Below are 23,515 nucleotides of genomic sequence, written 5' to 3'. Positions count from 1 at the left end.
TCTCAGTAGTCAAAATAAAAAAATCCCTTGCAATTAACAATGGGATAGATGTGAGTATTGAGAATTAGTATTGAGATATGAGTAGTGAGTATTGAGATTTTTTGTTTTTAATCCTTTGCCTATGCCTACTAATAAAACCTGTCGACTCTAATAAGGGAAGTTCACATTATCATATTAACCCATTTCCAAATCAATAAATTGCTACATTGGTACATTGATCCATTTCCAAATTAGCTAATTTTTAAATCAACAAATTAATAACCAACCAATGCAGAAACTGAATAAAAACACCATTACAAACCCAACCGCTCCCCTACCCACTAAAATACTTCAGTTTGGAGGCGGAAATTTTCTTAGGGCCTTTGTAGACTGGATGGTACAGATCCTAAACGAGAAGGCGGATTTTAACGCAGGTATAGCCATTGTTAAGCCAACTGAATACGGAGATTATCAAAATTTAAAGGATCAGGACGGACTCTTCACAGTGATTTTGGACGGCATCAAGAACGGACAACAGATACAGGAAATAAAACGGGTAGATTGTATCAATTCCATCATCAACCCCTACACCGAATGGGAACGCTATTTGGAACTTTCCAAAGATCCCAATCTGCGGTTTGTAATTTCCAATACCACCGAAGCCGGTATAAAATTTAATTCCGAAGACGGTTTTAATACTACTCCTCCCAAAGAATTCCCTGCGAAACTGACTCTGTTTCTATACCAACGATTCCAGTTTTTTAATCAAGATCCATCCAAAGGAATGATTCTATTGCCTTGCGAGCTAATCGAAAATAATGGATTGGCACTTCAAAAAGCAGTACTGGAATATGCCAAGCATTGGAGGTTGGAGTCTGAATTTACCTCTTGGATCCTAACTGCCAATCATTTTTGCAGCAGCTTGGTAGATAGAATCGTATCGGGGTATCCTAAAGAGCGTGCCAAGGACATTGAAGCAAAATTGGGATACAGGGATCCCATGATGGTGGCCGGGGAATACTACCACAGTTGGGTAATTCAGGCCTCTGGCTCAGTCCATAAGGAACTTCCATTTGATCAGACTGACCTTAATGTGCAGTTTGTAGATGACCTAGTCCCCTACCGTGACATGAAAGTGCGAATTTTAAACGGTGCCCATACCGCCCTCGTACCAACAGCTTATTTAGCAGGAACCAGATTGGTAGATGAAGCCTTGGAACAACCTGAAATTAGCCGTTTTATAAACGAGCTCTTGATGGAAGAGACCATCCTTACATTAAACTTCCCACAGGAAGTAAAACAACAGTTTGTTGCCGATGTGTTAGATCGATTTAGAAATCCATTACTAAAACATCAACTGATCAGTATAGCGCTTAATAGCACCTCCAAATTTGTTGCCCGTTTGTTGCCCACCCTCAAAGATTACCTAGCCTTGGAGAACACATTACCTAAAAGGATTGTCTTTGGATTGGCTGCCCTACTCTATTTTTACAGAGGGAACTATAATGGGGAGAGAATCGATTTAAAAGACGACCCAACTGTACTCTCCTTTTTTAAGGAAAGCTGGGATCAGTATGATCAAGAAAAAACCTCTCTTGAAGATACCATCAACCAAATTCTGGCAAATACGGGTATCTGGGGCGAAAATTTAAACGAGATTCCGAGCCTGACCAAAATGCTCGTTAACAATGTAACGTCCATAAAAAAACAAGGTGTCTTGGGTAGCTTAAGGTTTAGTAGTGAGTAGTTTTCAGTATGCAGGAATCGGTGAACAGCTGTTTCAATAAACAATAAAATAGATATGAGTACAAAGTATTGAGTAGTGAGAATTAGTATTGAGATGTGAGTAGTGAGTATTGAGATGCTTACATGGGCCTGCCAAAGATTACAAACTTTAGATAACCTAAATTTGTGTGATTTTATGGAAATCAGAACTTATAAGATGAAGGTTTGCATTTAATAACCTTCACTGTAATGCCACAAAAGTCCTTACCCCCTGCCCTAAAGGGTGGACTTTTTCTTGCATAATACGATGATGAATTTTCGCTCCCTTTAGGGTCGGGGTTAACGAAAATTCGGCGTAATTTAACGATCATTTTCATGATAATTGGAGTACGTGTTGATTATTAGCCATGATTAATGTTACTTGATAATCAGAACGTTGAGAAAAGAGTTAGATGATAATAGGGAGATTTTTTGCTTTCGCCAACTAATGATAACTATCAACTCTAGTAAGAGAAGTTCACATTTCCAAATTAGCTAATTTACAATTCCCCAAATTAACTCTATTGCTACATTTTCACATTAAAGAAGTGATACATTAATACCTACCCCGTCATTTAGTGATCCGACAGAAGAAGGATTTTGTCGAGAAGGACTCGAACCAACGATATCAAAAAGCACCAACACCCTCATTGAACATTGCCCAATATGTGGCAGTGATCCAACAAAATCTCCCACATAAAGAATCAATCCTTTAACTTTGGGTCTAAAACCTGAAGCAAATCCCTAATGTATCTAAACTGCCATACCTACTACAGCCTGCGTTTTGGAACTATTTCCGAAACGGATCTTTTGGAATTGGCGCAAGATATGCAGGTGACGCAACTGGCACTAACCGATATCAACAACACCTCGGGCTGCCTAAATTTTGTGAGGAAGGCTCAGGAAGTTAATATTAAGCCCATTTTGGGAATAGATTTCAGGAATGGAGTGGATGAATGCTTTGTAGCCCTAGCCAAAAATAACGAGGGGTACCGTGAATTGAACTGTTTCCTCTCCCAACATCTTCACGAAGAAAAGGAAATTCCGCCAATAGCCCCGCCTTTTAAAGAGGCCTATATAATTTATCCTTTTCAAAAAGTACTACTCAATGAGCAACACACTTTTTTGGAGCATGAGTATATCGGTATTTCTATTGCAGCTCTTAGACGACTGCCCTTTACCAAGCTTGTAGAACTCAAAGATAAGTTAGTAGTACAGCAAGCTGTTACTTTCCGTAACAAGCGCGACTTTAATGCGCACCGTTTACTGCGCGCCATAGATAACAATGTATTGTTGAGCAAATTGCCGAAAACCGAGGAATCTGATCCCGAGGAAAAGATGATTCCCTTACAGGAATTGACCTCAGCTTTTTCGGAATATACCTTTATCCTGGAAAATACAGAGCGTATCATGAATTCCTGCTCCGTATTCTTCGACTTCTCTGAAAACCGAAAGCCCCAAAACTTAAAAACCTATTTGGGAAATACCGCTGAAGACGAAGCGCTATTAGAAAAACTATGTGAAGAAGGCCTGCCATATAGGTACCTAAAAACCGATACGGTAATATTGGAACGACTCCAGAAAGAAATGGATCTCATAAAAAAAATGGGGTTTGTCTCCTATTTCCTTATCAATTGGGATATTGTTTCCCATGCCCGAAAACAAGGATTTTTTTATGTAGGACGTGGTAGCGGAGCCAATAGTATAGTAGCCTATCTTCTCCGAATTACTGATGTTGACCCCATTGAACTGGACCTGTATTTTGAACGGTTTATTAATCTTTATCGGGTAAATCCACCCGACTTTGATATCGATTTTTCATGGAAAGATAGAGAAGCGATGACCCAGTATATCTTTGATCGTTTTCCCCATGTTTCCCTCTTAGGCACTTATGTTACCTTTCAGGAGAAAGGAGCTGTACGGGAACTGGGAAAAGTGTTTGGACTCCCCAAAGAGGAGATAGATGTGCTGTGTAATAAGGATTATCAAGTTTCCCAATTGGACGATATTTCCAAATTAGTGCTTAAATACAGTCAATTTATAAAAGGAATGCCCAATTATCTCAGCATTCATGCAGGTGGTATTCTTATTACTGAAAAATCTATCGAATACTTCTCAGCTACCCACCTACCCCCAAAAGGCTATCCCACTACGCAGTTCGATATGGTAATTGCCGAAGATGTAGGGCTATTTAAGTTTGATATCCTTTCCCAACGGGGATTGGCAAAAATTGCAGAGACCTTAGAGATTATCGCCTATAACCAACCCAAGGAAATCAGGACCTTAGACATTCACGATATTGGAAAATTTAAAACAGATCCTCAAATAAATTCTATCCTAAAAAGTGCACAGTGTATGGGCTGTTTTTATATAGAATCCCCCGCCATGCGGATGCTATTAAAAAAATTGGAGGTAGATACCTATTTAGGCTTGGTGGCAGCAAGTTCTATAATACGTCCTGGAGTAGCCAAAAGTGGGATGATGCGCGAATATATTTTACGACATAGGGATCCGGAACGGGCCACGAAAAATGCACACCCCGTTATGTTGTCCATTATGCCAGAAACCTATGGGGTCATGGTATACCAAGAAGATGTGATAAAAGTAGCCCATTACTTTGCCGATCTAACACTGGGAGAGGCGGATGTGCTTAGACGAGGAATGAGCGGTAAATTCCGATCTAGGGAAGAGTTTCAAAAGGTAAAGGACAAATTTGTGGACAATTGTCGAAAAAAAGGAATTGATGAAACCCTTATTCTTGAAATCTGGAACCAAGTAGCCAGTTTTGCCGGTTATGCCTTTGCCAAAGGACATTCTGCATCCTATGCCGTAGAAAGCTATCAAACCTTATTTCTAAAGGCCTACTACCCATTGGAATATATGGTAGCGGTACTCAATAATGGAGGTGGTTTCTACAGTGCAGAATTCTACATACACGAAGCCAGAATGCTTGGCGCAAACGTGCACTCTCTCTGTATCAACAACAGTTTTATGGTCAACCATATATACGGAAAAGAGCTGTATTTGGGATTGATGTACCTAAGGGAACTGGAAGAAAAAGTTGCAGGTCGCATCCTAATAGAAAGACTGAACAAGGGTGCTTTTTTATCGATGACAGATTTTATGGACAGAGTCCCAATTTCCATTGATCAATTGAGTATTTTGATTCGGATAGATGCTTTCCGATTTACGGGTGTAAATAAGCACGAACTCCTATGGCAGGCACATTTGTCGCTTTCCAAAAACACAAAACTGGAACACCCCAAGCTATTTCCCGCAAATCAGCATAATTTCCAAATTCCCACCCTATATACCACGGATCTGGAAATGGCCTTCACCCAATTGGAACTGTTAGGGTTTCCCCTATGTAGTCCGTTTAATTTGTTAGCGGAGGTCCCCCAGAATGGGAATGGGAAAAAGGACCTGCAAGGCTACCTTGGAAAATTTATAGATATTTATGGGTATCTCGTGACCGTAAAAAACACCAAGACCCATAAGGGTACCCGGATGAACTTTGCAACCTTGGTAGATCAACATGGAGAGGTTTTTGACACGGTACTGTTCCCTCCCATTGCCGCACAATACTTTTTTCGCGGAAAAGGTATTTATAGGTTTTACGGAAAAGTAGTAAGCGAATTTGGATTTTTAAGTATAGAGGTCACTAAAATGCAAAAACAAGATTATATACAAGATCCCCGGTATGCTGACAAAAAACCATAACTGCTGTCCAACTGTAAGACATGTCTTATTCTAGCTTGGGAAAATTTTTAATTCAGGACCTCTATCAAAACTATTTTCACTAGATTCGATAGATAAAAGGATACAAAAACCCCTTAGTACGTATAATTGATTATTAGGCCTCCTAAATGGCACAACCAACTATAAAATGAAACGCATAACCAAGCTGTTAACTGAAGATATCCCATATTTGGATACGACTAGAAACAAGCTTTTCTTAATTGGCTTTATCAGTCTATATTCCTTTATTTTCATCAAGATCTACGATCCCTATGATATTAATGAATGGGGCAAGAACTATTATTTGGAATTTATTTTGATAGGCTTGGGTGTTTTTTTGATAAGCCATTTTATACTCCGCCCCCTTTTTAAAATCAAAAGATTTAAAATCTACAGTTTAGTGCTATGGGGCCTTATGGAAATGCTGATGATCGCATTAGTCTTTGAAATTGTTTACAGTCCACCAATAGCTAGTTTTCAAGAGAAAATCATAGAATATTTTATTACTTTCAAACAAATCGGCTTTGTAATTGTAGTCCCCTATACCTTGTTTTTATGGTATACCCAAATTCAACAAAAATTATCGTCCTACAGACAGGTCCAGTTTAATACCGTAGAATCCAATATGGATAAGGGCAATGAACTGTTAATAATTAGCGGGGAGAACAACAAGGTTATCCTTGCTATTAAGTACCCCAAACTATTATACATAAAATCTGCCGGAAATTATTTGGAAATGTTTTATCTAAAAGGCGAAAAGCTCACCAAAGAATTAATAAGAATGAGCTTTAAGGAACTAGAAGGTAAGATCAACGACCCAAACGTTATCCGTATCCACCGATCCTATATGATAAACGCTATTCATATTTCATCTATAAAAAAGACCAAAAAAGGGTATGCCCTTCATATGCAAAATAGCCCTGAAGAAGTAATCCCTGTTTCTTCGGGATACAAGGAAGCTTTCGAGAAAAGCTTAGGCCAAAGAATGTCCCATTAGTCCCTAATAGGGGTTTTCTATCACAAAACCAACAAGATATGATAGGTTGAAAGCAAACTACCATTAATTTGGTACTAAGCACAACCCACAAAAAATAACTTCTGATCTTGGATAAGTCAAGGTCCTATTTCTTAGTTAAATTTAGCAAGATGTCCAAGATGGCTCTGTAGGACTAAAACAGAATAGGTTATAATAAGGTTGCGAATCACAAATTAATTCTAAGTAGTGTGAGTAAAAACAGCATTCTATTTAAGGTTATAATTTTGGGCCTTTTTATTGGGGTAATTGCCCTAGTTCAGGGTTCAGGGGAAGAATCCCCATCCTATTTTGATGTTCCAAAATTGAACAGTACTTGTCCCCCTGGGTTTAAATTAAACGAGCAAAACGAGTGTATTTCCCAAAATTTATACAAACAATATACCACAGGCAACGATCCTGGTGTAGGTGGGTTAAAAACTGCATTGCCCGAGGTAAGGGACGGATTTTCCCCACAGGAAATAGACTTGGGAAGATATCTGTTCTTTGATCCCGCCCTTTCAGGAAACGGCACCATATCCTGCGCTACTTGCCACGATCCTAACAAGGGATTTAGCGATGGCCTACCCACCAGTAAGGGAATGGATGATTATAGCTTAAATCGCGCCGCTCCCACTTTATGGAACGTGGCTTATTTAAAAAGTTTTTTTTGGGACGGACGAGCAAATACCTTAGAAGAGCAAATGGAGGGTCCTTTATTTGCTGAGGAAGAAATGGCAAATACCCCTGAAAATTTAATAAACACCTTGAATTCTATTGATAATTATAAATTTTTATTTGCCGAAGCTTACCCAGATCGAAATAAAAAGGATTCCATTTCCTTAAATGAAATCTACCGATCCATTGTAGCCTTTCAGTCTTCCTTGATTTCCCTAAACAGTAAATACGATCAATATGCCCACGGATATCATAAGGCATTAAACCAAAAGGAAATAGAAGGGCTTAATATATTTCGATCTTTTGTGGCGAGATGTGCGGAATGTCATACCCCACCCTTGTTTACCAATCAGCAGATCGCGGTATTGGGTGCTCCGGAACCCAATAATCTTCCCTTTGATCCCGGAGCTGAAATTCCGTTTAAGGACAAAACTTTAAGAGGGGGCTTTAAGGTGCCTAGCCTTAGAAATATTGAAAAAACAGCTCCCTATATGCACTCGGGCATGTTTCCAACGCTTAGGGAAACGGTACAGTTTTATACCGATGGACGTGGACATGCAGTTCCCGAAAACGAAGATTTGATCTTACATTGGCATATCTGGGAGCCCAACTTAACGGATTATGAGTTGGATAGGTTGGTAGATTTTCTAAAAACCTTGACAGACGAATCCTTTATTCCTAAAATCCCGGATGTAGTGCCCTCTGGCTTAACAACAATGAACTCCAAATAACTAAAACCAAACAAATGAAAACAAAGTCTGCACTCTTTAAAATAATCGGTATGATCCTAACGCTTGCCGTTGGAATATTTATAGGCAAGACTTTCTTTGCCAGTGGTCCCGTGGAAACCGTCCCCATGCCAACCACCATGAAATACAGAAATGTGGGACTTACCAAAGACACGACACAGATCGCAATGAATGAAGAATTTACTGGAGAGATTATTCTGGTAAAAAAGGGGCAATCCATACAAAAGGCCGTAGAAACCGCAAAACCAGGGGATTTAATCCAAGTTTACCCAGGTACCTATTTTGAAACTGTTTATATAGACAAGGACAATATTAGTGTGCAAGGTGTAATCGTAAAGGGGGAATGGCCCACCTTGGATGGGAAAAAAGAACTAAATGATGCGTTTTTATATTCAGGAAATGGGATACATATAGAAAACTTTAAAATCATGAATTATAAAGGCAACGGCATAATGGGTCAGGCTGGAAATAATTTTGTCCTTAGGAATAACTGGATCATGGATGCCGGAGTTTATGGGATATTTCCTCAATACGGTAAAAATGGATTGATAGAGCACAATGTTCTCAGTGGAATAGAAGACGCTGCAATTTATGTGGGAATGTGCGATAATATTGATGTACTCCACAATGAGGTTTTTAACAGTGTCGCCGGAATAGAAATTGAAAACTCCAGACATGCCTTGGTGGAAAATAATTACGCCCATAATAATACAGGAGGTATCTTGGCTTTTGTCACCCCAGGATTACCCATTAAAACTGCATTCGACATAATTATTCGCAATAATTTTATCGTTAACAACAATCACGAGAATTTTGGTGCTCCTGGCTCCATTGTAGCAGGCATACCCCCAGGAACGGGAATTTTAGTAATGGCTGCCGATGATGTTATTATTGAAAACAATATTATAAGCGGAAATGACAATGCAGGAATTACCATAGTAGACCTCGCCACAGGTGGCAGCACCTCCAATGATCGAAATTCCGAGCCTAACCCGGACCGTGTCGTAATCCTAGACAACTTTATGCATAACAACGGGAACAATCCCACCGGGGAAATAAAAGCCTTGATGCTGACGCAATTATCTACCAAAGGTCCAGATATCCTTGCCATGGGCGGTGGAGTAGGCAGCACTATAAGGGACAAAAATAGATATCGCACTTTTGGTCTGGATAAATTTGGGCCAGCACAAATCACCGATACCAAAGATTTAACAACATTTCTGTTGGATGCACCCGTAGCACCAAGATCGGTTTCCAAAGAAGAAGTTGGAGAACTCACCTACTATGGGGTATGTGCGGGATGCCATACATGGGATACGCGACTGATTGGCCCCCCTACCCAGATCATACAGGCCATACACTACAATAATCCGCAAGGCATTGTAGACTACATAACCAAACCAAAAAATCTAAGGGAAGATTATCCCGAAATGCCACCACAGGACTACCTATCCGACGAGGCTAAAATGGCCGTAGCAGAATACATCCTAGCCATGAAGGAATAAGTCTGACCGAATTCATCGCATTTCAAATAATACCATAAATACACCAACAATACCTAAACCAACAAACTGAAATTATATGAACCAACTATTCTATTTACTGGTTGTAATGGGTTTTTCCCTTTCTGCAACAGCGCAACGATCGATATCTGGTCAGGTACTTGAAAAAGATACTAATATCCCGTTAATAGGGGTAACCATAATAGTAAAAGGCACCAATAAAGGTACCACCTCCGATTTCGATGGCAATTATACTCTTCAGGAAATTAATGATAACACAGTAGTGGTATATTCCTTTTTAGGATATACCACCCAAGAGATTGTGGTCGGAAATAATAATACGCTCAATGTATCCTTAGACATTAATACCCAACAGATGGATGAAGTGGTGGTGACCGCACTAAACATTCAAAGGGATAAGGAATCCTTGGGCTATTCCATTACCCAAATCGCAGCGGAAGACATTAACGTCGCCCGGGAAAATAACGTAATGAACTCACTTTCGGGAAAGGTTTCCGGGCTCCAGATTACCCAATCCAATACAGGGGTAGATGGTTCAAGCAGGGTTTTGCTTAGAGGTATAACCACTATCAATGGCTCTAACAGGCCACTGGTGGTAGTAGATGGAATTCCAATCAACAATGGAGGTGGAGGAGGCTCTTCTTGGGGAGGCGTAGACCGTGGGGATGCATTATCGGACATAAATCCAGACGATGTAGCCTCTATCAGTGTCCTTAAGGGAGCAGGTGCGGCAGCGGCCTATGGCTCTTTGGGGATGAACGGGGTTATTCTAATTATCACCAAATCGGGGGTCAAAAAAAAGGGCGTAGGTATTTCATTTAATTCTAATTTTTCCTTTACTGATGTAGCCTTAACCCCAGATCTACAGAACGAATATGGTACCGGCGCCTTTGGTGGCATTGCTCCTATGGCAGGAAACGGAAGACCAATATTAGACTATCCGTTTTCTTGGAGTTGGGGCCCAAAAATGGAAGGACAGGCCTTTACGGACTGGTTGGGCCGTCCGGGAGTATATACTCCAAATCCCAATAAAAATCCTTACAAGGAATTTTATTCTACCGGATACTCACTTGCTAATTCCGTGTCCTTTGATGGAGTGAACGAGAAGGGTTCCTTAAGGATTTCCATCACCGATGAGGACGGACAGGGAATCATCAGCAACAATACCATATCCAAACAAACACTAAACCTAAGAGGATCTACCAAGTTAACCGATAAGTTTAGTGTAGATGGAAAAATGACCTATATTACCTCTCAGATAAAGAATAGGCCCGAACTGGCTGAAGGCAGTGCCAATACCGCCCTACAACTCTCGCTAATGCCACGGGACATTAGGCTCTCTGACGTAAGAAACAACATAGTAAACGCCGATGGTGAGGAAATTAAATGGAACCTAGACAATACCTTCAACAACCCATATTGGTCCCAGGAATTTGTTAAAAACATGGATGAAAAAGACCGTTTCCAAGGCTTTATTTCTGCCAACTGGGACATAAACAGTCATTTTAATATTACTGGAAAAACAGGTATGGATTATAGTGTTTACGACTATATCTCCTATGGAGCAAGAGGAGCGCAGGCCATAAGCAACGGACTTGGATCTTACTCACACCAGAGTGGCAAAGGCAATATCTGGAACTCGGATATATTGGCAACCTATACCACTGATATTTCAGCTTTTAAAATAACCGCAAGTTTGGGTGCTAGTTATAGAAATGAATACAGTAGCTACAATAATATTTCGGGTAACGACAGTAAGGTTCCCCATTTTTATCAGATCAGTAATTACAAAAATTCATTTAGTTCGGAAGGTATTTCAGAAAAAGGAATTTACTCCTATTACGGATTGGGACAAATCAGTTACGGCGGATTTTTATATCTCGATGCTACCTTGAGAAATGATAATTCCTCTACCCTGCCCCAAGAAAACAATTCTTATTGGTACCACTCCGAAAACATGAGTCTTCTATTTTCCAAGCTTTTAGGGATAAACGACAATATTCTAAGTATGGGCAAGATAAGGGGCTCTTATGCAAAGGTAGGTAACGACACCAGTCCTTATCGTACACAAGCAGTATATAACGTAGACCAGACTGTTACCTTACCCTATACCGTTGGGTCTATCCCTGGTAGTCTCCCTTCGTTCGACCTTAGACCGGAAACTTCAAAATCCTGGGAAGTAGGCTCTGAACTCGGGTTCTTCAATAATCGAATACAGTTGGATTTCACCTATTACGAAACCGAGACTACAGACCAGATTATGGCAGTACCCTTATCAGGTGCCACTGCCTATTCTAGCAAAGTGATTAATGCAGGAAGTATTGAGAATAAAGGGTACGAATTACAATTTAATGCAATTCCGTTTGAATCCGATAATTTTGAATGGAATCTAGGGTTCAATTTCACTAAGAGCAATTCCAAAGTTATTGCCTTAAACGAAGGCTTGGAAAGTATCACTCTAAATACACTTTGGTCCGTTTCCGTTGAGGCAAGACCTGGGGAAGAATTTGGGAGCCTTTATGGCAACGATTTCTTAAGGGATAATTTTGGTCGTAAATTAATCACCAATGATGGTTATGCCCAAAGAGGGGATCGCGTAAAACTAGGAAATATCAATCCAGATTGGTTTGGCGGCATCACCTCCAACATACGCTATAAAAACCTATCTCTAAGCACCTTGATCAGTATTCAACAAGGAGGGGAGTTTTACTCCTACGGACGTGCCTATAGAATGTTCTTCGGTACCGATGAACGCAGTTTAGCCGGTAGGGAAACCGGAATTATTGAAGAGGGTATAAATGAGAGTACAGGTTTTGACAATACGGCTCCTGCCAATGCCATGTTAAAACAATTCTCGGATGTCTTTACCAACGAAATTGCCACAGACCAAATATTGGATGCCAGTAATGTAAAGCTTAGGGAGGTGGCACTCACCTTCGACTTTCCTAGTTCCATGTTGGACAATACTTTTATCCAATCGGCCAGTTTATCGGCAATAGGTAGAAATCTCTTCTTTTTCTATAATGCTTCAGGAGATATTGACCCGGAATCCAGTTATAGCAGTGGTCCCGCAGGATCTGCCTTTGAACATTCCTCGCTTCCCTCTACCAGAAGCTATGGCCTTAATCTAAAAATTAATTTTTAATCCGGACAATTATGAAAAACATACAAAACACCATAGTAACAGCAGTTGTTGTCATAATGATAGGATTGGGTTTCTTTTCATGTGAAAAACACTTAGACGATCTTAGGGACAATCCCAATGCCGTTACACAAATAGATGATGCGGCCTTATTCACCAAAGCGGTCAGAAGTCTTTTCCAAGGGACCACCGATCAATCAGTTTCCCGATTTGCAGGCCAATACGCTCACTATTTTGTAGCGGGCAGTACGGCGAGACCACCTGACCAGTACGGAGATGGCTTTGATGAAAACTACAACAGTATGTTTACCGGTATGTACGGAGGTACCATTAGGCATATTGAAGAGGTATTGGAAATTACAACCGCCGTAGAAACCAAAAATGAAGTGAGGCATGCCATGGCCGAAGTTATAGCTGTTTTAGGTTATGCCCGAATTACAGATGCCTTTGGCGACATTCCATACACAGAAGGGGGGAAAGGTAAATCTGAAGGTATATTACAGCCCAAATACGACACTCAACAATCCATATATCAAAATATGATGCAACGTTTAGGGAGCAGTATCAACCTACTTAAAAACGCAGATCCCGCAATGGGATACCCCAATTCGGACCCCATCTTTAACAACGATCTAGAAAAATGGGTGCGTTTTGCCAATAGCGTTCGGTTACGATTAGCAATGCGTATACGGTATGCAGACAATAGTCTGTCCAAGCAAACTGTAAGCCTATGTTTGGCCAACCCTTTAATGGAAGATAACAGCCATAATGCAACACTAGTAGAGACGGAAGGAAATGGGAATACGTGGTTTGGGAACCGTACAGGACACCCATCTATTAAAATGTCCACAAAACTTATCGATCAATTACAAGGGTCGGACGATCCCAGATTATCAGTTTATGTCAGTAAAGATCAACAAGGAAATTATTCCGGTATGATCAATGGTCTTGGCGATGTGGCTTTTGGAAATTCCAATTTCGCTGCCAAATCGGATATGGGACTTGCCCTCTCCTCCAAAGATAGTGAGCTCTATTTAATAAACGCCGCTGAAGTATGGCTCTTGCGAGCTGAAGCTGCCTTAGCTTACGATAACGATCCTATAACGGCCAATATCCTTTTCAGAAAAGGTATTGAGACCTCCATGTTGCAATGGGATGTGGAAAGTGCCGATATTACTGATTTTCTCTCCACCCCTACCGCCAATCTATCAGGAAGTAATAGTGAAGAACAAATAGGAACACAAATGTGGCTTGCTCTTACCCCCAACTTTTTTGAAGCTTGGAACTATATCCGTCGAACTGGATTTCCGATAATCGCAGAAAGAACAGACTCCAATTTAAGCAGGGGAGTAACCAACGGTATTATGCCAAAACGGTTTCTATATTCTTCCTTCGAACTTAGTTCCAATAACGATAATGTTACGCAAGCTATAGACAACCAGGGAGGCAATAAAATAGATGTACCAGTTTGGTGGGATAAAAATTAAGAGACAGAAAAAAAATATTGTCACACTTATTTGGCCCATGGGCAATCAGATAAATCACAAAAATTAAAAGTATAAACATATGAAGATCACAAAAATAATTAGCCTGTTCCTGCTTCCCCTCTTACTGGTAAATTGCAGCGATGACGCGCCAGCTACTCCCTTAGCTGATTTTCAGTTCTTGGTAGAAGGCACCCAAGTTACATTTAACGGAACTATAGCCAATGCCAATACCATTTCATGGGATTTTGGTGATGGTGCAAGCAGCACGGAAGAAGACCCTATTTATGCCTATTCTAACATAGGAACTTTTAATGTTACAATGACCGTTACCGGTGAAAATGGAAGTTTTTCCGAGACCAAGAAAGTAACCATCCTCCCTTCCACAGAAATTTTATTGACCGGTGGACAAGCTAGAACGGAGGGTAAATCATGGCGATTAAAAAAAGCCTATACTTCTGGAAAGGAAGGAGCAGGAATGGTAGAGAATGAAATGGGACTTTTGCTGCCCTCTCAGAAAAACCTACTAGAGCTAGTGGGATTAGGTGCCTCCTATGAGGATACCTTCACCTTTTTTCATGATGGAAAATATGTGGTGAACAATATGGACGGACAGAGTTTAATGGGGTTGGTCTATGCTAGTATTTTTCACGGTGCGGAAATTACAGCTGTCTCCTATGATGTTAACAATGTGCCTTTGGCACATGTGCTCTATACTCCTGCAACAGATACTACCTGGGAGATCATGAAAGGTGACTTTATAGTTGATGGGGCTGCAGGGCCAGTGAATTTCACCAATAAAACTCAACTTATCCTTGGTGAATACCTAGGGTTTAAGGATAGTAAAGTTCTGGTAATACTTAAGGAAATTACGGAGACTACTATGAATGTGGCTTTGGGGATCCACACAGAACCCACTGTTTATGATAAGCCTACACTATTGTTTCATTTATCCTTTGAATCCCTTTAGGGAGGCCATCTTAAAAAAATACACTTTCCATTAACAATAAGCCCAGTTTTCTAAAGGAGAAAACTGGGCTTATTAATTCTAATTAAAGCAGCTATCCCACATAGGTAATTGGCCCTTTACATCCCATAAATAAGGTAGGAGCGCTAATAAATCTGCCACAAAATCAGGAAAAGTATAGAGCCACGAAAAACCCCATCCGTAATTAGGACAGGGTTATATTATTAAGAATTATGCTGTGGATTAAACTGCCACATTAACAACTTTACCGTTTTTCATTTCTCCCAAAACGGTTACATCCTTACTTTTTTTATACTCTTCATAGGCATACATCATTTGTTCTTCTGTATCCCTTCTGATTTTTATTCCTCCTGATTTCTGATTCTTGTTCCGAACTTCGATATAATAACCATCTTTCAATTCTGTCGGTCTCGTTGCAGGTCTTCCTAATCTAGCCATAAATAACATCTATTTTTTATAGTTCAACATTATTATTTTCCGTAATAAATCTCATTAGTCGTATAAACATAATAAAACTTAATCTCAGAATTTAGCATTATATCCCTAATTTTACATAAATCCTAAATTTTCTTAGGATTTAACAAAAACTTAGCACAAATATCAACAAAAAACAACTCAATGTTGTACAATCCGAATTAAATGTAACATTTTACCATAATATAAACTTAGGCATAAAATTTCAAAATAGATAATCTATTGAATAAAATCAACGAAATATGAAGTGCTAATCTAGCTGTAAATTTATTCCTTTGGATGCTCCTTCAATAATTCTTCCGCGGTATAAAATCCTTTTTTATCCTTAATTTCCTCTCGGACCTGCTTTACTTTAGCAGGATCAATAACTGAAGCTTTGTTTCCAAATGTATTTCGCACATAAGTGAGTACCGCAGCTATTTCGTCATCGTTCAGCATACCACCAAAGGGGGTCATGGGAACCTGCCCGGGATATGTTTTCCCTAGTACTTCTATAGGGCCCATCATTCCATTTATAGTCAATTTTATGAGTCGATCCTCACTGCCTGTAACCCAATGGGAGCCTGCAAGCGGTGGAAATCCTGAACTCTCCAATCCTTTACCATTTGGTTGATGGCAAGTGATACAAAATCCTTCTCTGGCGTAGATCGCTGCCCCTTTAATATAGACTTCCCGTTCTTTACCCTTTAGCTGGGTATTAATTTTATTGGCTTCGGGATCCTCTCCCAACTTATGTCCGTTTAAATGAGCGGTTGCAGCTTCGTAAGGTTTTTGCATCCAACTATCCAAGGGCTTCTCCCCCACTTTTTTCACTATGGGCAATCCAACTTCTTTTGTTAACCAAGAGGCGGCCACCATGGCTTCCAAACGTACCCGGGGATGTTCGTCTTGTGCTCCCTTCATCAATATTTCGGCTTGATCAGCCAATTGATGCCCACCATATCTTGCTACTCTTACAGCTGCGGCACGGGCTCTAAAATCTTTAGAATTTAACACCTGCGCTAATATTTTTTCATCAATCTCATTTAATCCCCAACTTACCCATAATCCTTCCAAAACATGGTGCTCGTACTTGGGATCGTTTTTATCCAAGGTTTTCACCCATTCTGTTAATGAGGTCAACACTTCATTGGCATCCCTTCCCCTTAACTCCCTTCTAGTCCTATATCTGGTACGAAATTCGGGTAATTTTAAGTTATCCAATAATTCAGATACACTGGCATCTACAATTTTTGCTGGTTCAACTAATGGCTTGGAGGGATAGGTGATTCTATACACCCTACCATGGACGTGATCTCTAAGGGGATCTCTTGCATTGTGTTGCATATGTCCGATCAAAACATTGTGCCAATCCAGAAAATATAGAGACCCATCGGGTGCAAATTCCATATCTACAGGGCGGAAATTAGGATCGGTAGAGGTCACTAAATCCAGCTTATGTTTACTAAGGTATCCCGCGGATTCCGGGTCATCTTCCATAGAATGTTGTTTGGTCCCTAAAAATCCGATGGTATTGTTTATTATGAAGTCCCCTTGTACATTATCAGGAAAATGCCTACTAGATACAAACTCCAATCCAGAGGTAGGCCTTACCCTATGGGCGTCCTCTATTAAATTTTCAGGCAAAGGATTTGCCACCCCGTAGCGCGATTTAATGCTCCCGGGCATCATCCAAGTCATATCAGGACCGGAGGTATGTGCAAAGAAATTTTGTCCCCATTCATCAAAGGCAATTCCCCATGGATTGGGAATGGAGAGTTGTGCGGTACGTTCCAAATGGTGCCGTTGTGGACTATACCTATAAAATCCACCATTAGTGCCTCTTACCGGACCATAGGCAGTTTCCACATTGGTATGTAGAAAAACACCTTCGCCCATGTAAATGGCCCCAGAAGGGTCGGCAGCAAAGGCACTGATAGCGTGATGGGTATCATGATCATCAAAACCACTTAGTATTATTTCCTTTACATCGGCCTTATCGTCCCCATCGGTATCTTTTAGGAGCACTAGATTGGTTCCTTGGGATACATAAACGCCCTCAGGAGCAAACTCGAATCCTATGGTCAAGTGCAGGCCATCGGCAAATACGGTTTGTTTATCCGCCTTGCCATCATTATTTGTATCTTCTAAAATAAGTAGTTTATCATTTGGCTTACTATCTCCAGGTCTGTAATGAGGATAACTTGGCATTACCCCTACCCATAACCGACCTTTATTATCAAAGGACATTTGCACAGGATTTGCCAGGTCTTTAAATTCTTCTTCGGATGCGAACAATTCCAATTTATAACCCTCAGGTACGGTGATTTTTTCTAGGGCGTCTTGCCCATATAAGTACTCTGGACTCCCATTTTTATTACTAGGCAGGTAATTTGTTTCTACAGGAGGGAGTTTTTTGGTTTTGGCATCAGCTGCTGCAAGGTCCAAAGTTTGCCCTTTAGCCGCCTGCCAAATTGCCGTATCCCGAATTGCGGTCATCTCCCTAATTTTTTCCACCTCATAGGGATAGTTGTTGGGCCCAAAAGGATCATAGCGTCTTCCATAAGCATGCACCCCGTTTGGAATTTTAATGTCATTATGCCAGAACCAGTTTTTTTCCATTACGGCATCATGCACCAAATTACGGTTTCCTTCTGCTACAGCTTTTTCCTTTCCAAATATGCCATCGGCTAGTAAAGTGGCAAACTTTTGATATCCAAAATCGTTCAATTGAAATCCGTCTGCCGTCAGATTATCTTTCTCGGTACCGTACCATTTTTTAGTGGGTGTAAAAGCATCTAAAAAAAGCACCTTATTCTCAGCAGCCACCTCGCGCATCGCCTCGGTATACATAGAGAGGTTTTCATTCTCTTTGATCCCGTTCGGTAAATCCATTTCCGCTGAAAGGTCTTCAAAGGCAATTGGGGACACAATGGCCAATTTAGGAGCCTCCATTCCATTATAGTTCTGTCTTAGCGTATGCTGAATGAAGGCATTCAGTTCCTCCTTATAGTTTTCCAATCCCTCTTTTCCCTGAAAGGATTCGCTATACCCAAAAAAGGCTATAACTACGTCCGCTTTTAATCTGGACAGCCACTCATCTTCGGTGTCAAAGTGACCAATACTTCCCGAATTTTGTGCCAATTCGGTTTGAAAAACTTCTGCCCCAGGAAATGCCCAAGGCGAATTCCGGGAAGAATGTGGCCTAAATCCGGGAGTATTGCCCCCATCGGCCATATTTCTGATAAATAACAAACTGTCTGGATATCGCAGCTGCATCTCTGTTTCAAAATGTCCAAAATTCATCATCCTAGAGCTTAGGTTATTACCTATCAGCACTATACTTGATTCCTTCTGTAGGGGTATAGTATTACTCCTATCCTTACAACTACTTACTGCAATTGTAATTAAGATCACTAGACTGATTTTTCCAAGGATCCACTTTTTATTTAAGTTCATAAGGTTGGTTGTTTCTCTAATTCAAATTTTAATTAAAATTGACGTGAATTCCCTCTTTTACCGATTTTTCACAGGCCTCAATAATTTTTTGACAACTGATGGCATCTTCTAAATTAGAAAGCGGTTCTTCATTATTACGCAATACTTTATCCACAAAATGTGTTGTGGTGTTTTTTATGGATTCTGGATAGCATTCATAGGTTTGTGAATGAGCGCCGTGACGGGCATTAATCACCCAATCCCTGTAACTATAACGGGTACTTCCCTTGGTTCCAATTACTTTTATAATACAGGTCCATGGATCTCCAGAATGATCATCATTGGCAAAACTGGCCGATAAATGACTCAATGACCCATTCTGCATCTGGATATTTGCCATGGCCACGTTTTCCTGTGGGGCAAGAGTGGAATCTACTGTGTGTTTTATACAGGAAATGGTTTTCGGCATTCCTGCCAAATACAGCATGGTATAGCTGTGATGTGTAAGTATTTGGCGGATTACCCCAGGGTATCTCGCCCTAATATCGTCCGCATGATGGATATTGTACATCATGTAAAATTGGGTAATATCTCCCAATCGCCCTTCTTGGATCATTTTTTTGGTCCTTTGGATTCCGTCTTCGTAGATATAGTTGTGTACGGGCATACATTTTACTCCCGCTTTTTCCACCGCAGCTTTCATTTTTTCCAGCTCCGAAATACTTGAAGCTGCTGGTTTTTCAACCAAAATATGTTTCCCAGCTTGAGCGGCCCTTATGGTATAATCACAATGTGTTTCCATATTTGTCAATATAAAAACCGCATCTATTTCTGGATCCTGTAGGAGTTCCTCTTCCGTTTTATAAGTCCTACAACCGTATTTTTCAGCTTTTAGAACACCCTTTTCCGCTGTTCTGTTCCAGAGACCCACCAATTCCGCACCGTCCATAGAATTTATTGCCTCGGCATGTAAATCGGCAATGTCCCCCGCCCCAAGCAATCCAATTTTTACGGTTTTCATGAGCCTTGGACTGAATAGTTTAATATTCCTTTTTCCGCCATATCCTTAAATTCCTTAAGTGATTTACGGACTCCTTCCCCTATTGGCGTTAATGGTAATCCATTAAAAGTACGGTCAATTTTTTCATGACTAAGGTCCGATACAAAGAGGTTGGGCTCTGCCCCTTCCAATATGGAAAGTTGCGCAAATTTCCCAATCCCCAATGCCGTAGCCTCTTGCCTTACTATTTCTAAAAAATCTTCTATAGCTATGGTCTCTCCCTTGATATTAAAAGCACCAAATCCAGTAAAATCCGATAACGCACACGCTGCAAAATGAGCACCTACATCCTCCACAAAATGATAATTTTCACGTCCTTGGTAGGGCATTTCAAAAGGGAGTACTTCCCCCTTAACCGCTCCCATAGCAATAGCTTTCAAAGCATTTGTAGGAGCAGAGGTCTTTCCTTTATCTCTCCCCTTCCCGTAGGTGGTATTGATCCTTAGGCAAACTGTGGGCACTTTGGTGTTATTATGAAATAATCTTGCCAAATGTTCTCCCGCCAATTTCCAAATTCCGTAGTGATTGGGAGGCGCTAATTGCGCGTCTTCGGTAATACCCGGGTTTGGGTACATAGCACGCATTCCATATACAGCAGCCGAACTTGCGAATACAAATCGCTTTAAATTACGTAGTTTTTCTGCTACATCAAAAAGGGCCATGGTACCACCGGTATTAATTTCCATACCTTTTATATGGTATTGGGAACAATCAGGACTTTGATAGGCTCCCAAATGAATAATATGAGTAGGATTTATGCGTATCAGCACTTCTTCCATTGCCTTATAATCGGCCACATCCAAGGTTTCAAATTCCAGCCTAGGATCTAAATCCTCCCCTAACCATAATTTTAAGGAATCCGTATTATTGGCACGCGAAGCCACAATAATTTTAGAAACCTCCTCGGATTCCAATAATTTGTAAATCGTTGCCGATCCTATACAACCTGTACCGCCAGTTATAAATATTTTATGCATTGTCTTTCTTCTGTTATCAGTTCATTTTTACGACCGCCTTCACATTGGTGGCTTTTATAGAGTCTTCAAAAGCTTGAGTAATATCCTTAAAATCATAGAAATCCGAATAGTGTTCCGCCGGGAATGCCCCGGTGACCATCAGTTTTTGGGCTATCATATAATCTACCCTACAGGATCCCATAGACCCTCTCATATTTAGAGAGGTCCGTGTAAGATGGGTGGCATTGATCTCTACTTCTTTGCCATAGGTGGCTATAACACAAATATCACCTTCTGGCCGAACTACGGAAATGGCTTCGGACAAAACTTGGGGTACCCCCGAACATTCTATCAGTAGATCTACTTTCCCCTTATTGCCAAAGGCTACTCCGTTGGCATCAGTAATTCCTTCTTGCAATTGGCTGGCTAAGGGATTTTCCGGGGATACTTCTATTGTAATAAAGCCCCTTTCCCTAGCTTTTTTTAATCGGATATCCCGATCATGGGCTATTCCAGTAATAGCTACCCTCGCTCCTGCGGCACGCGCCACTTCTGCAGACATCAGGCCGATAATGCCACAACCAGTCACTACCACATCCTGACCAGGTTTAATAGCGCACTTATTATATAGCGCATTAACTACTACGGATAATGGCTCTACCAAGGCGCCTTGCTGCGGACTTAATCCGTCCATTAATACTACTGCCCGATCGGATTCCAATACTACCCTTTGACCAAAACCACCGTTTCTATGGAAGCCTATGATTTGTTTGGACGAACATAGGTTCCATTTAGATACGCTACAAGCGGGACATTCCTCATCCTGACAGCCCAACATGGCCAATGGTGTAAAAACATCACCAACCTTGAGGTCGCCATGCTCTCCAGGCCCCAATTCTAGGACCTCTGCGCTAAACTCGTGACCAATGACCCTTGGGCGCTCTACCCAGTCAAAATTAGATTTTCCCAAAGCGGCACTATTGTCGGAGCCACAAATTCCCGTAAACAAGGTCTTTGCTAAAATTTCCCCTTCTTTTAATTTGGGGATATCCATATCCACAACTGAGGTATTTCTCGTCACAGATCCCTCCGAATTGGGTGTTATTTTCTCTCTTCCGTGAAGACAAAAACCTTTTATTTTTTCACTCATTTTTAATTTGTTTATTTAAAAACGGCAACAAGTTATAGCACCTTTAGTAAGCACTACAAGCCTTGTGAAAACCGCTATGCATAAGCTGACTTTGACTTTGGAATCTCCAATAAAGGGAACAATTTTCCCCAAAACATTCTTGGATTACAAAATAGGCTCGCTAATGTTCATTGTAGTTATCGTAAAATTCCTCCTACTTCTGCCAATTGACGTCAGTATCTTTCCACCGTCTTTCTTTGGCCGATTCTAAAACGGCCTCACACACTTTTTGGGTTTCCTGAGCTTCTTTAAAGGTAGGGGAACAAACTGAATCGTCCTCCAAACTTTTAAAGAAATCCGCTGCCTGATGCACAAATGTATGTTCGTATCCCACACTTAGCCCGGGCACCCACCATTTATCCATATAAGGTTGATCTCCGTCCGTAACATGTATGGAGCGCCAGCCACGTGTTATAGATTCATCCCTATGGTCAAAATACTCCAATCGGTTCAAGTCGTGTAAGTCCCATTTTATGGAAGCGTGTTCCCCATTTATCTCGAAAGTTTTGGCGGCTTTATGTCCGCGGGCATACCGTGTAGACTCGAACACTCCCAAGGAGCCGTTATCAAAATGGCAATGAAAAATACAGGCATCATCTATATCCACCTTTTGTACCTCCCCGGTTCCGGTATGCATACGTTCCTTAATAAAGGTTTCCGTTACTGCCGATACATCCTTAATACCCCCGTTCAACCACATGGCTGTATCTATACAATGCGCCAATAGATCTCCTGTAACTCCTGATCCTGCGGCTTCGTTATCTAGTCGCCAAGTACCTTCCCCACCTTGGGGCAACTCTGGACTAATGGTCCAATCCTGTAAAAAATTTGCGCGATAATGAAAAATTTTACCCAATTTCCCCGCATCTATAAGTTGTTTGGCAAGTGTAACCGCAGGGACCCTACGGTAGTTATACCATACCGTATTCTTAACTCCCGCTTTTTCAACCGCATCTACCATAGGTTGAGCCTCTGCCACCGTTCGGGCCAATGGCTTTTCACATAGCACCATTTTTCCCGCCTTAGCAGCGGCAATAGCAATTTCTGCATGCATATTGTTGGGTGTGCAAATATCTATAGCATCTATATCGTCCCTGGCAATCAATTTCCTCCAATCAGTTTCTATAGATTCGTACCCCCATTGATCAGCAAAAGCTTGTAAGCGTTCCTTGTTTCGGGCACATACCGCCTTAAGTACGGGACGGTATTTTAGTTCTGGAAAGAAATTTTCCAATCTATTATAGGCATTGGAATGGGTACGCCCCATAAATCCGTATCCTACCAACCCAATTCTGATTATTTTTTTATCCGACATTCTTAATTTTCTTTAATTAAATTGTAAGCTTTTTCCATGTACTTGTT

At 40.8% G+C, this 23,515-nt stretch carries 14 protein-coding genes; 8 read left to right on the top strand and 6 right to left on the bottom strand.

The genetic code is table 11. The features are described from left to right. The first annotated feature begins 268 nt into the window (after positions 1 to 268). The 8 genes from KCTC52924_RS13725 (at position 269) to KCTC52924_RS13690 (ending at position 15,039) form a co-directional block, all read left to right on the top strand. Entirely contained in the window at positions 269 to 1,726 is a 1,458-nt protein-coding gene (locus KCTC52924_RS13725; RefSeq protein WP_251806636.1) for a tagaturonate reductase, read from the top strand. 764 nt (positions 1,727 to 2,490) lie between these two features. Beyond that, a complete protein-coding gene (locus KCTC52924_RS13720; protein ID WP_251806635.1) occupies positions 2,491 to 5,463 on the top strand; it encodes a DNA polymerase III subunit alpha in 2,973 nt (990 codons plus the stop codon). A 166-nt stretch (positions 5,464 to 5,629) separates the two neighbouring features. After that, positions 5,630 to 6,478 (top strand): LytTR family DNA-binding domain-containing protein, encoded by an 849-nt coding sequence (locus KCTC52924_RS13715; protein ID WP_251806634.1) that lies wholly within the window; start codon positions 5,630 to 5,632, stop codon positions 6,476 to 6,478. Positions 6,479 to 6,705: 227 nt separating this feature from the next. Beyond that, positions 6,706 to 7,902, top strand: coding sequence for a cytochrome c peroxidase (locus KCTC52924_RS13710; protein ID WP_251806633.1), 1,197 nt, complete (start codon positions 6,706 to 6,708; stop codon positions 7,900 to 7,902). Positions 7,903 to 7,916: 14 nt separating this feature from the next. Beyond that, on the top strand, positions 7,917 to 9,425 hold the full coding sequence (locus KCTC52924_RS13705) for a parallel beta-helix domain-containing protein (protein ID WP_251806632.1): 1,509 nt from the start codon (positions 7,917 to 7,919) through the stop codon (positions 9,423 to 9,425). A gap of 76 nt (positions 9,426 to 9,501) precedes the next feature. Further along, entirely contained in the window at positions 9,502 to 12,588 is a 3,087-nt protein-coding gene (locus KCTC52924_RS13700) for a SusC/RagA family TonB-linked outer membrane protein (RefSeq protein ID WP_251806631.1), read from the top strand. Positions 12,589 to 12,599: 11 nt separating this feature from the next. Beyond that, positions 12,600 to 14,072: a SusD/RagB family nutrient-binding outer membrane lipoprotein gene (locus KCTC52924_RS13695; RefSeq protein WP_251806630.1), complete on the top strand. Its 1,473-nt coding sequence runs from the start codon at positions 12,600 to 12,602 to the stop codon at positions 14,070 to 14,072. Positions 14,073 to 14,151: 79 nt separating this feature from the next. Further along, on the top strand, positions 14,152 to 15,039 hold the full coding sequence (locus KCTC52924_RS13690) for a PKD domain-containing protein (protein ID WP_251806629.1): 888 nt from the start codon (positions 14,152 to 14,154) through the stop codon (positions 15,037 to 15,039). 240 nt (positions 15,040 to 15,279) lie between these two features. Here the strand turns inward: KCTC52924_RS13690 and KCTC52924_RS13685 are convergent, their stop codons facing one another. The 6 genes from KCTC52924_RS13685 to KCTC52924_RS13660 form a co-directional block, all read right to left on the bottom strand. Continuing rightward, on the bottom strand, positions 15,280 to 15,495 hold the full coding sequence (locus tag KCTC52924_RS13685) for a hypothetical protein (protein WP_251806628.1): 216 nt from the start codon (positions 15,493 to 15,495) through the stop codon (positions 15,280 to 15,282). 303 nt (positions 15,496 to 15,798) lie between these two features. Next, complete coding sequence (locus tag KCTC52924_RS13680) at positions 15,799 to 18,969, bottom strand: PVC-type heme-binding CxxCH protein (RefSeq protein WP_251806627.1); 3,171 nt, start codon at positions 18,967 to 18,969, stop codon at positions 15,799 to 15,801. 28 nt (positions 18,970 to 18,997) lie between these two features. Continuing rightward, on the bottom strand, positions 18,998 to 19,969 hold the full coding sequence (locus KCTC52924_RS13675; RefSeq protein WP_251806626.1) for a Gfo/Idh/MocA family protein: 972 nt from the start codon (positions 19,967 to 19,969) through the stop codon (positions 18,998 to 19,000). Next, positions 19,966 to 20,985 (bottom strand): NAD(P)-dependent oxidoreductase, encoded by a 1,020-nt coding sequence (locus KCTC52924_RS13670; protein ID WP_251806625.1) that lies wholly within the window; start codon positions 20,983 to 20,985, stop codon positions 19,966 to 19,968. Before KCTC52924_RS13670 ends, KCTC52924_RS13675 begins: the two co-directional genes overlap by 4 nt. A 16-nt stretch (positions 20,986 to 21,001) precedes the next feature. Beyond that, entirely contained in the window at positions 21,002 to 22,114 is a 1,113-nt protein-coding gene (locus KCTC52924_RS13665) for a zinc-binding dehydrogenase (RefSeq protein WP_251806624.1), read from the bottom strand. Between the two features lie 193 nt (positions 22,115 to 22,307). Then, a complete protein-coding gene (locus KCTC52924_RS13660) occupies positions 22,308 to 23,468 on the bottom strand; it encodes a Gfo/Idh/MocA family protein (RefSeq protein WP_251806623.1) in 1,161 nt (386 codons plus the stop codon). Positions 23,469 to 23,515: the final 47 nt, after the last annotated feature.

This window comes from Arenibacter antarcticus (genome assembly GCF_041320605.1).
Taxonomy (GTDB): Bacteria; Bacteroidota; Bacteroidia; order Flavobacteriales; family Flavobacteriaceae; genus Arenibacter; species Arenibacter antarcticus.
This window is presented reverse-complemented; position numbering and strand designations above follow the sequence as displayed.

Bases quoted from the DNA above. Each gene is read 5' to 3' on its own strand.
- KCTC52924_RS13695 (WP_251806630.1), top strand. From the start codon at position 12,600: ATGAAAAACATACAAAACACCATAGTAACAGCAGTTGTTGTCATAATG.
- KCTC52924_RS13705 (WP_251806632.1), top strand. From the start codon at position 7,917: ATGAAAACAAAGTCTGCACTCTTTAAAATAATCGGTATGATCCTAACG.
- KCTC52924_RS13725 (WP_251806636.1), top strand. From the start codon at position 269: ATGCAGAAACTGAATAAAAACACCATTACAAACCCAACCGCTCCCCTA.
- KCTC52924_RS13665 (WP_251806624.1), bottom strand. From the start codon at position 22,114: ATGAGTGAAAAAATAAAAGGTTTTTGTCTTCACGGAAGAGAGAAAATA.
- KCTC52924_RS13690 (WP_251806629.1), top strand. From the start codon at position 14,152: ATGAAGATCACAAAAATAATTAGCCTGTTCCTGCTTCCCCTCTTACTG.
- KCTC52924_RS13715 (WP_251806634.1), top strand. From the start codon at position 5,630: ATGAAACGCATAACCAAGCTGTTAACTGAAGATATCCCATATTTGGAT.
- KCTC52924_RS13680 (WP_251806627.1), bottom strand. From the start codon at position 18,969: ATGAACTTAAATAAAAAGTGGATCCTTGGAAAAATCAGTCTAGTGATC.
- KCTC52924_RS13670 (WP_251806625.1), bottom strand. From the start codon at position 20,985: ATGCATAAAATATTTATAACTGGCGGTACAGGTTGTATAGGATCGGCA.
- KCTC52924_RS13660 (WP_251806623.1), bottom strand. From the start codon at position 23,468: ATGTCGGATAAAAAAATAATCAGAATTGGGTTGGTAGGATACGGATTT.
- KCTC52924_RS13685 (WP_251806628.1), bottom strand. From the start codon at position 15,495: ATGGCTAGATTAGGAAGACCTGCAACGAGACCGACAGAATTGAAAGAT.
- KCTC52924_RS13700 (WP_251806631.1), top strand. From the start codon at position 9,502: ATGAACCAACTATTCTATTTACTGGTTGTAATGGGTTTTTCCCTTTCT.
- KCTC52924_RS13720 (WP_251806635.1), top strand. From the start codon at position 2,491: ATGTATCTAAACTGCCATACCTACTACAGCCTGCGTTTTGGAACTATT.
- KCTC52924_RS13675 (WP_251806626.1), bottom strand. From the start codon at position 19,969: ATGAAAACCGTAAAAATTGGATTGCTTGGGGCGGGGGACATTGCCGAT.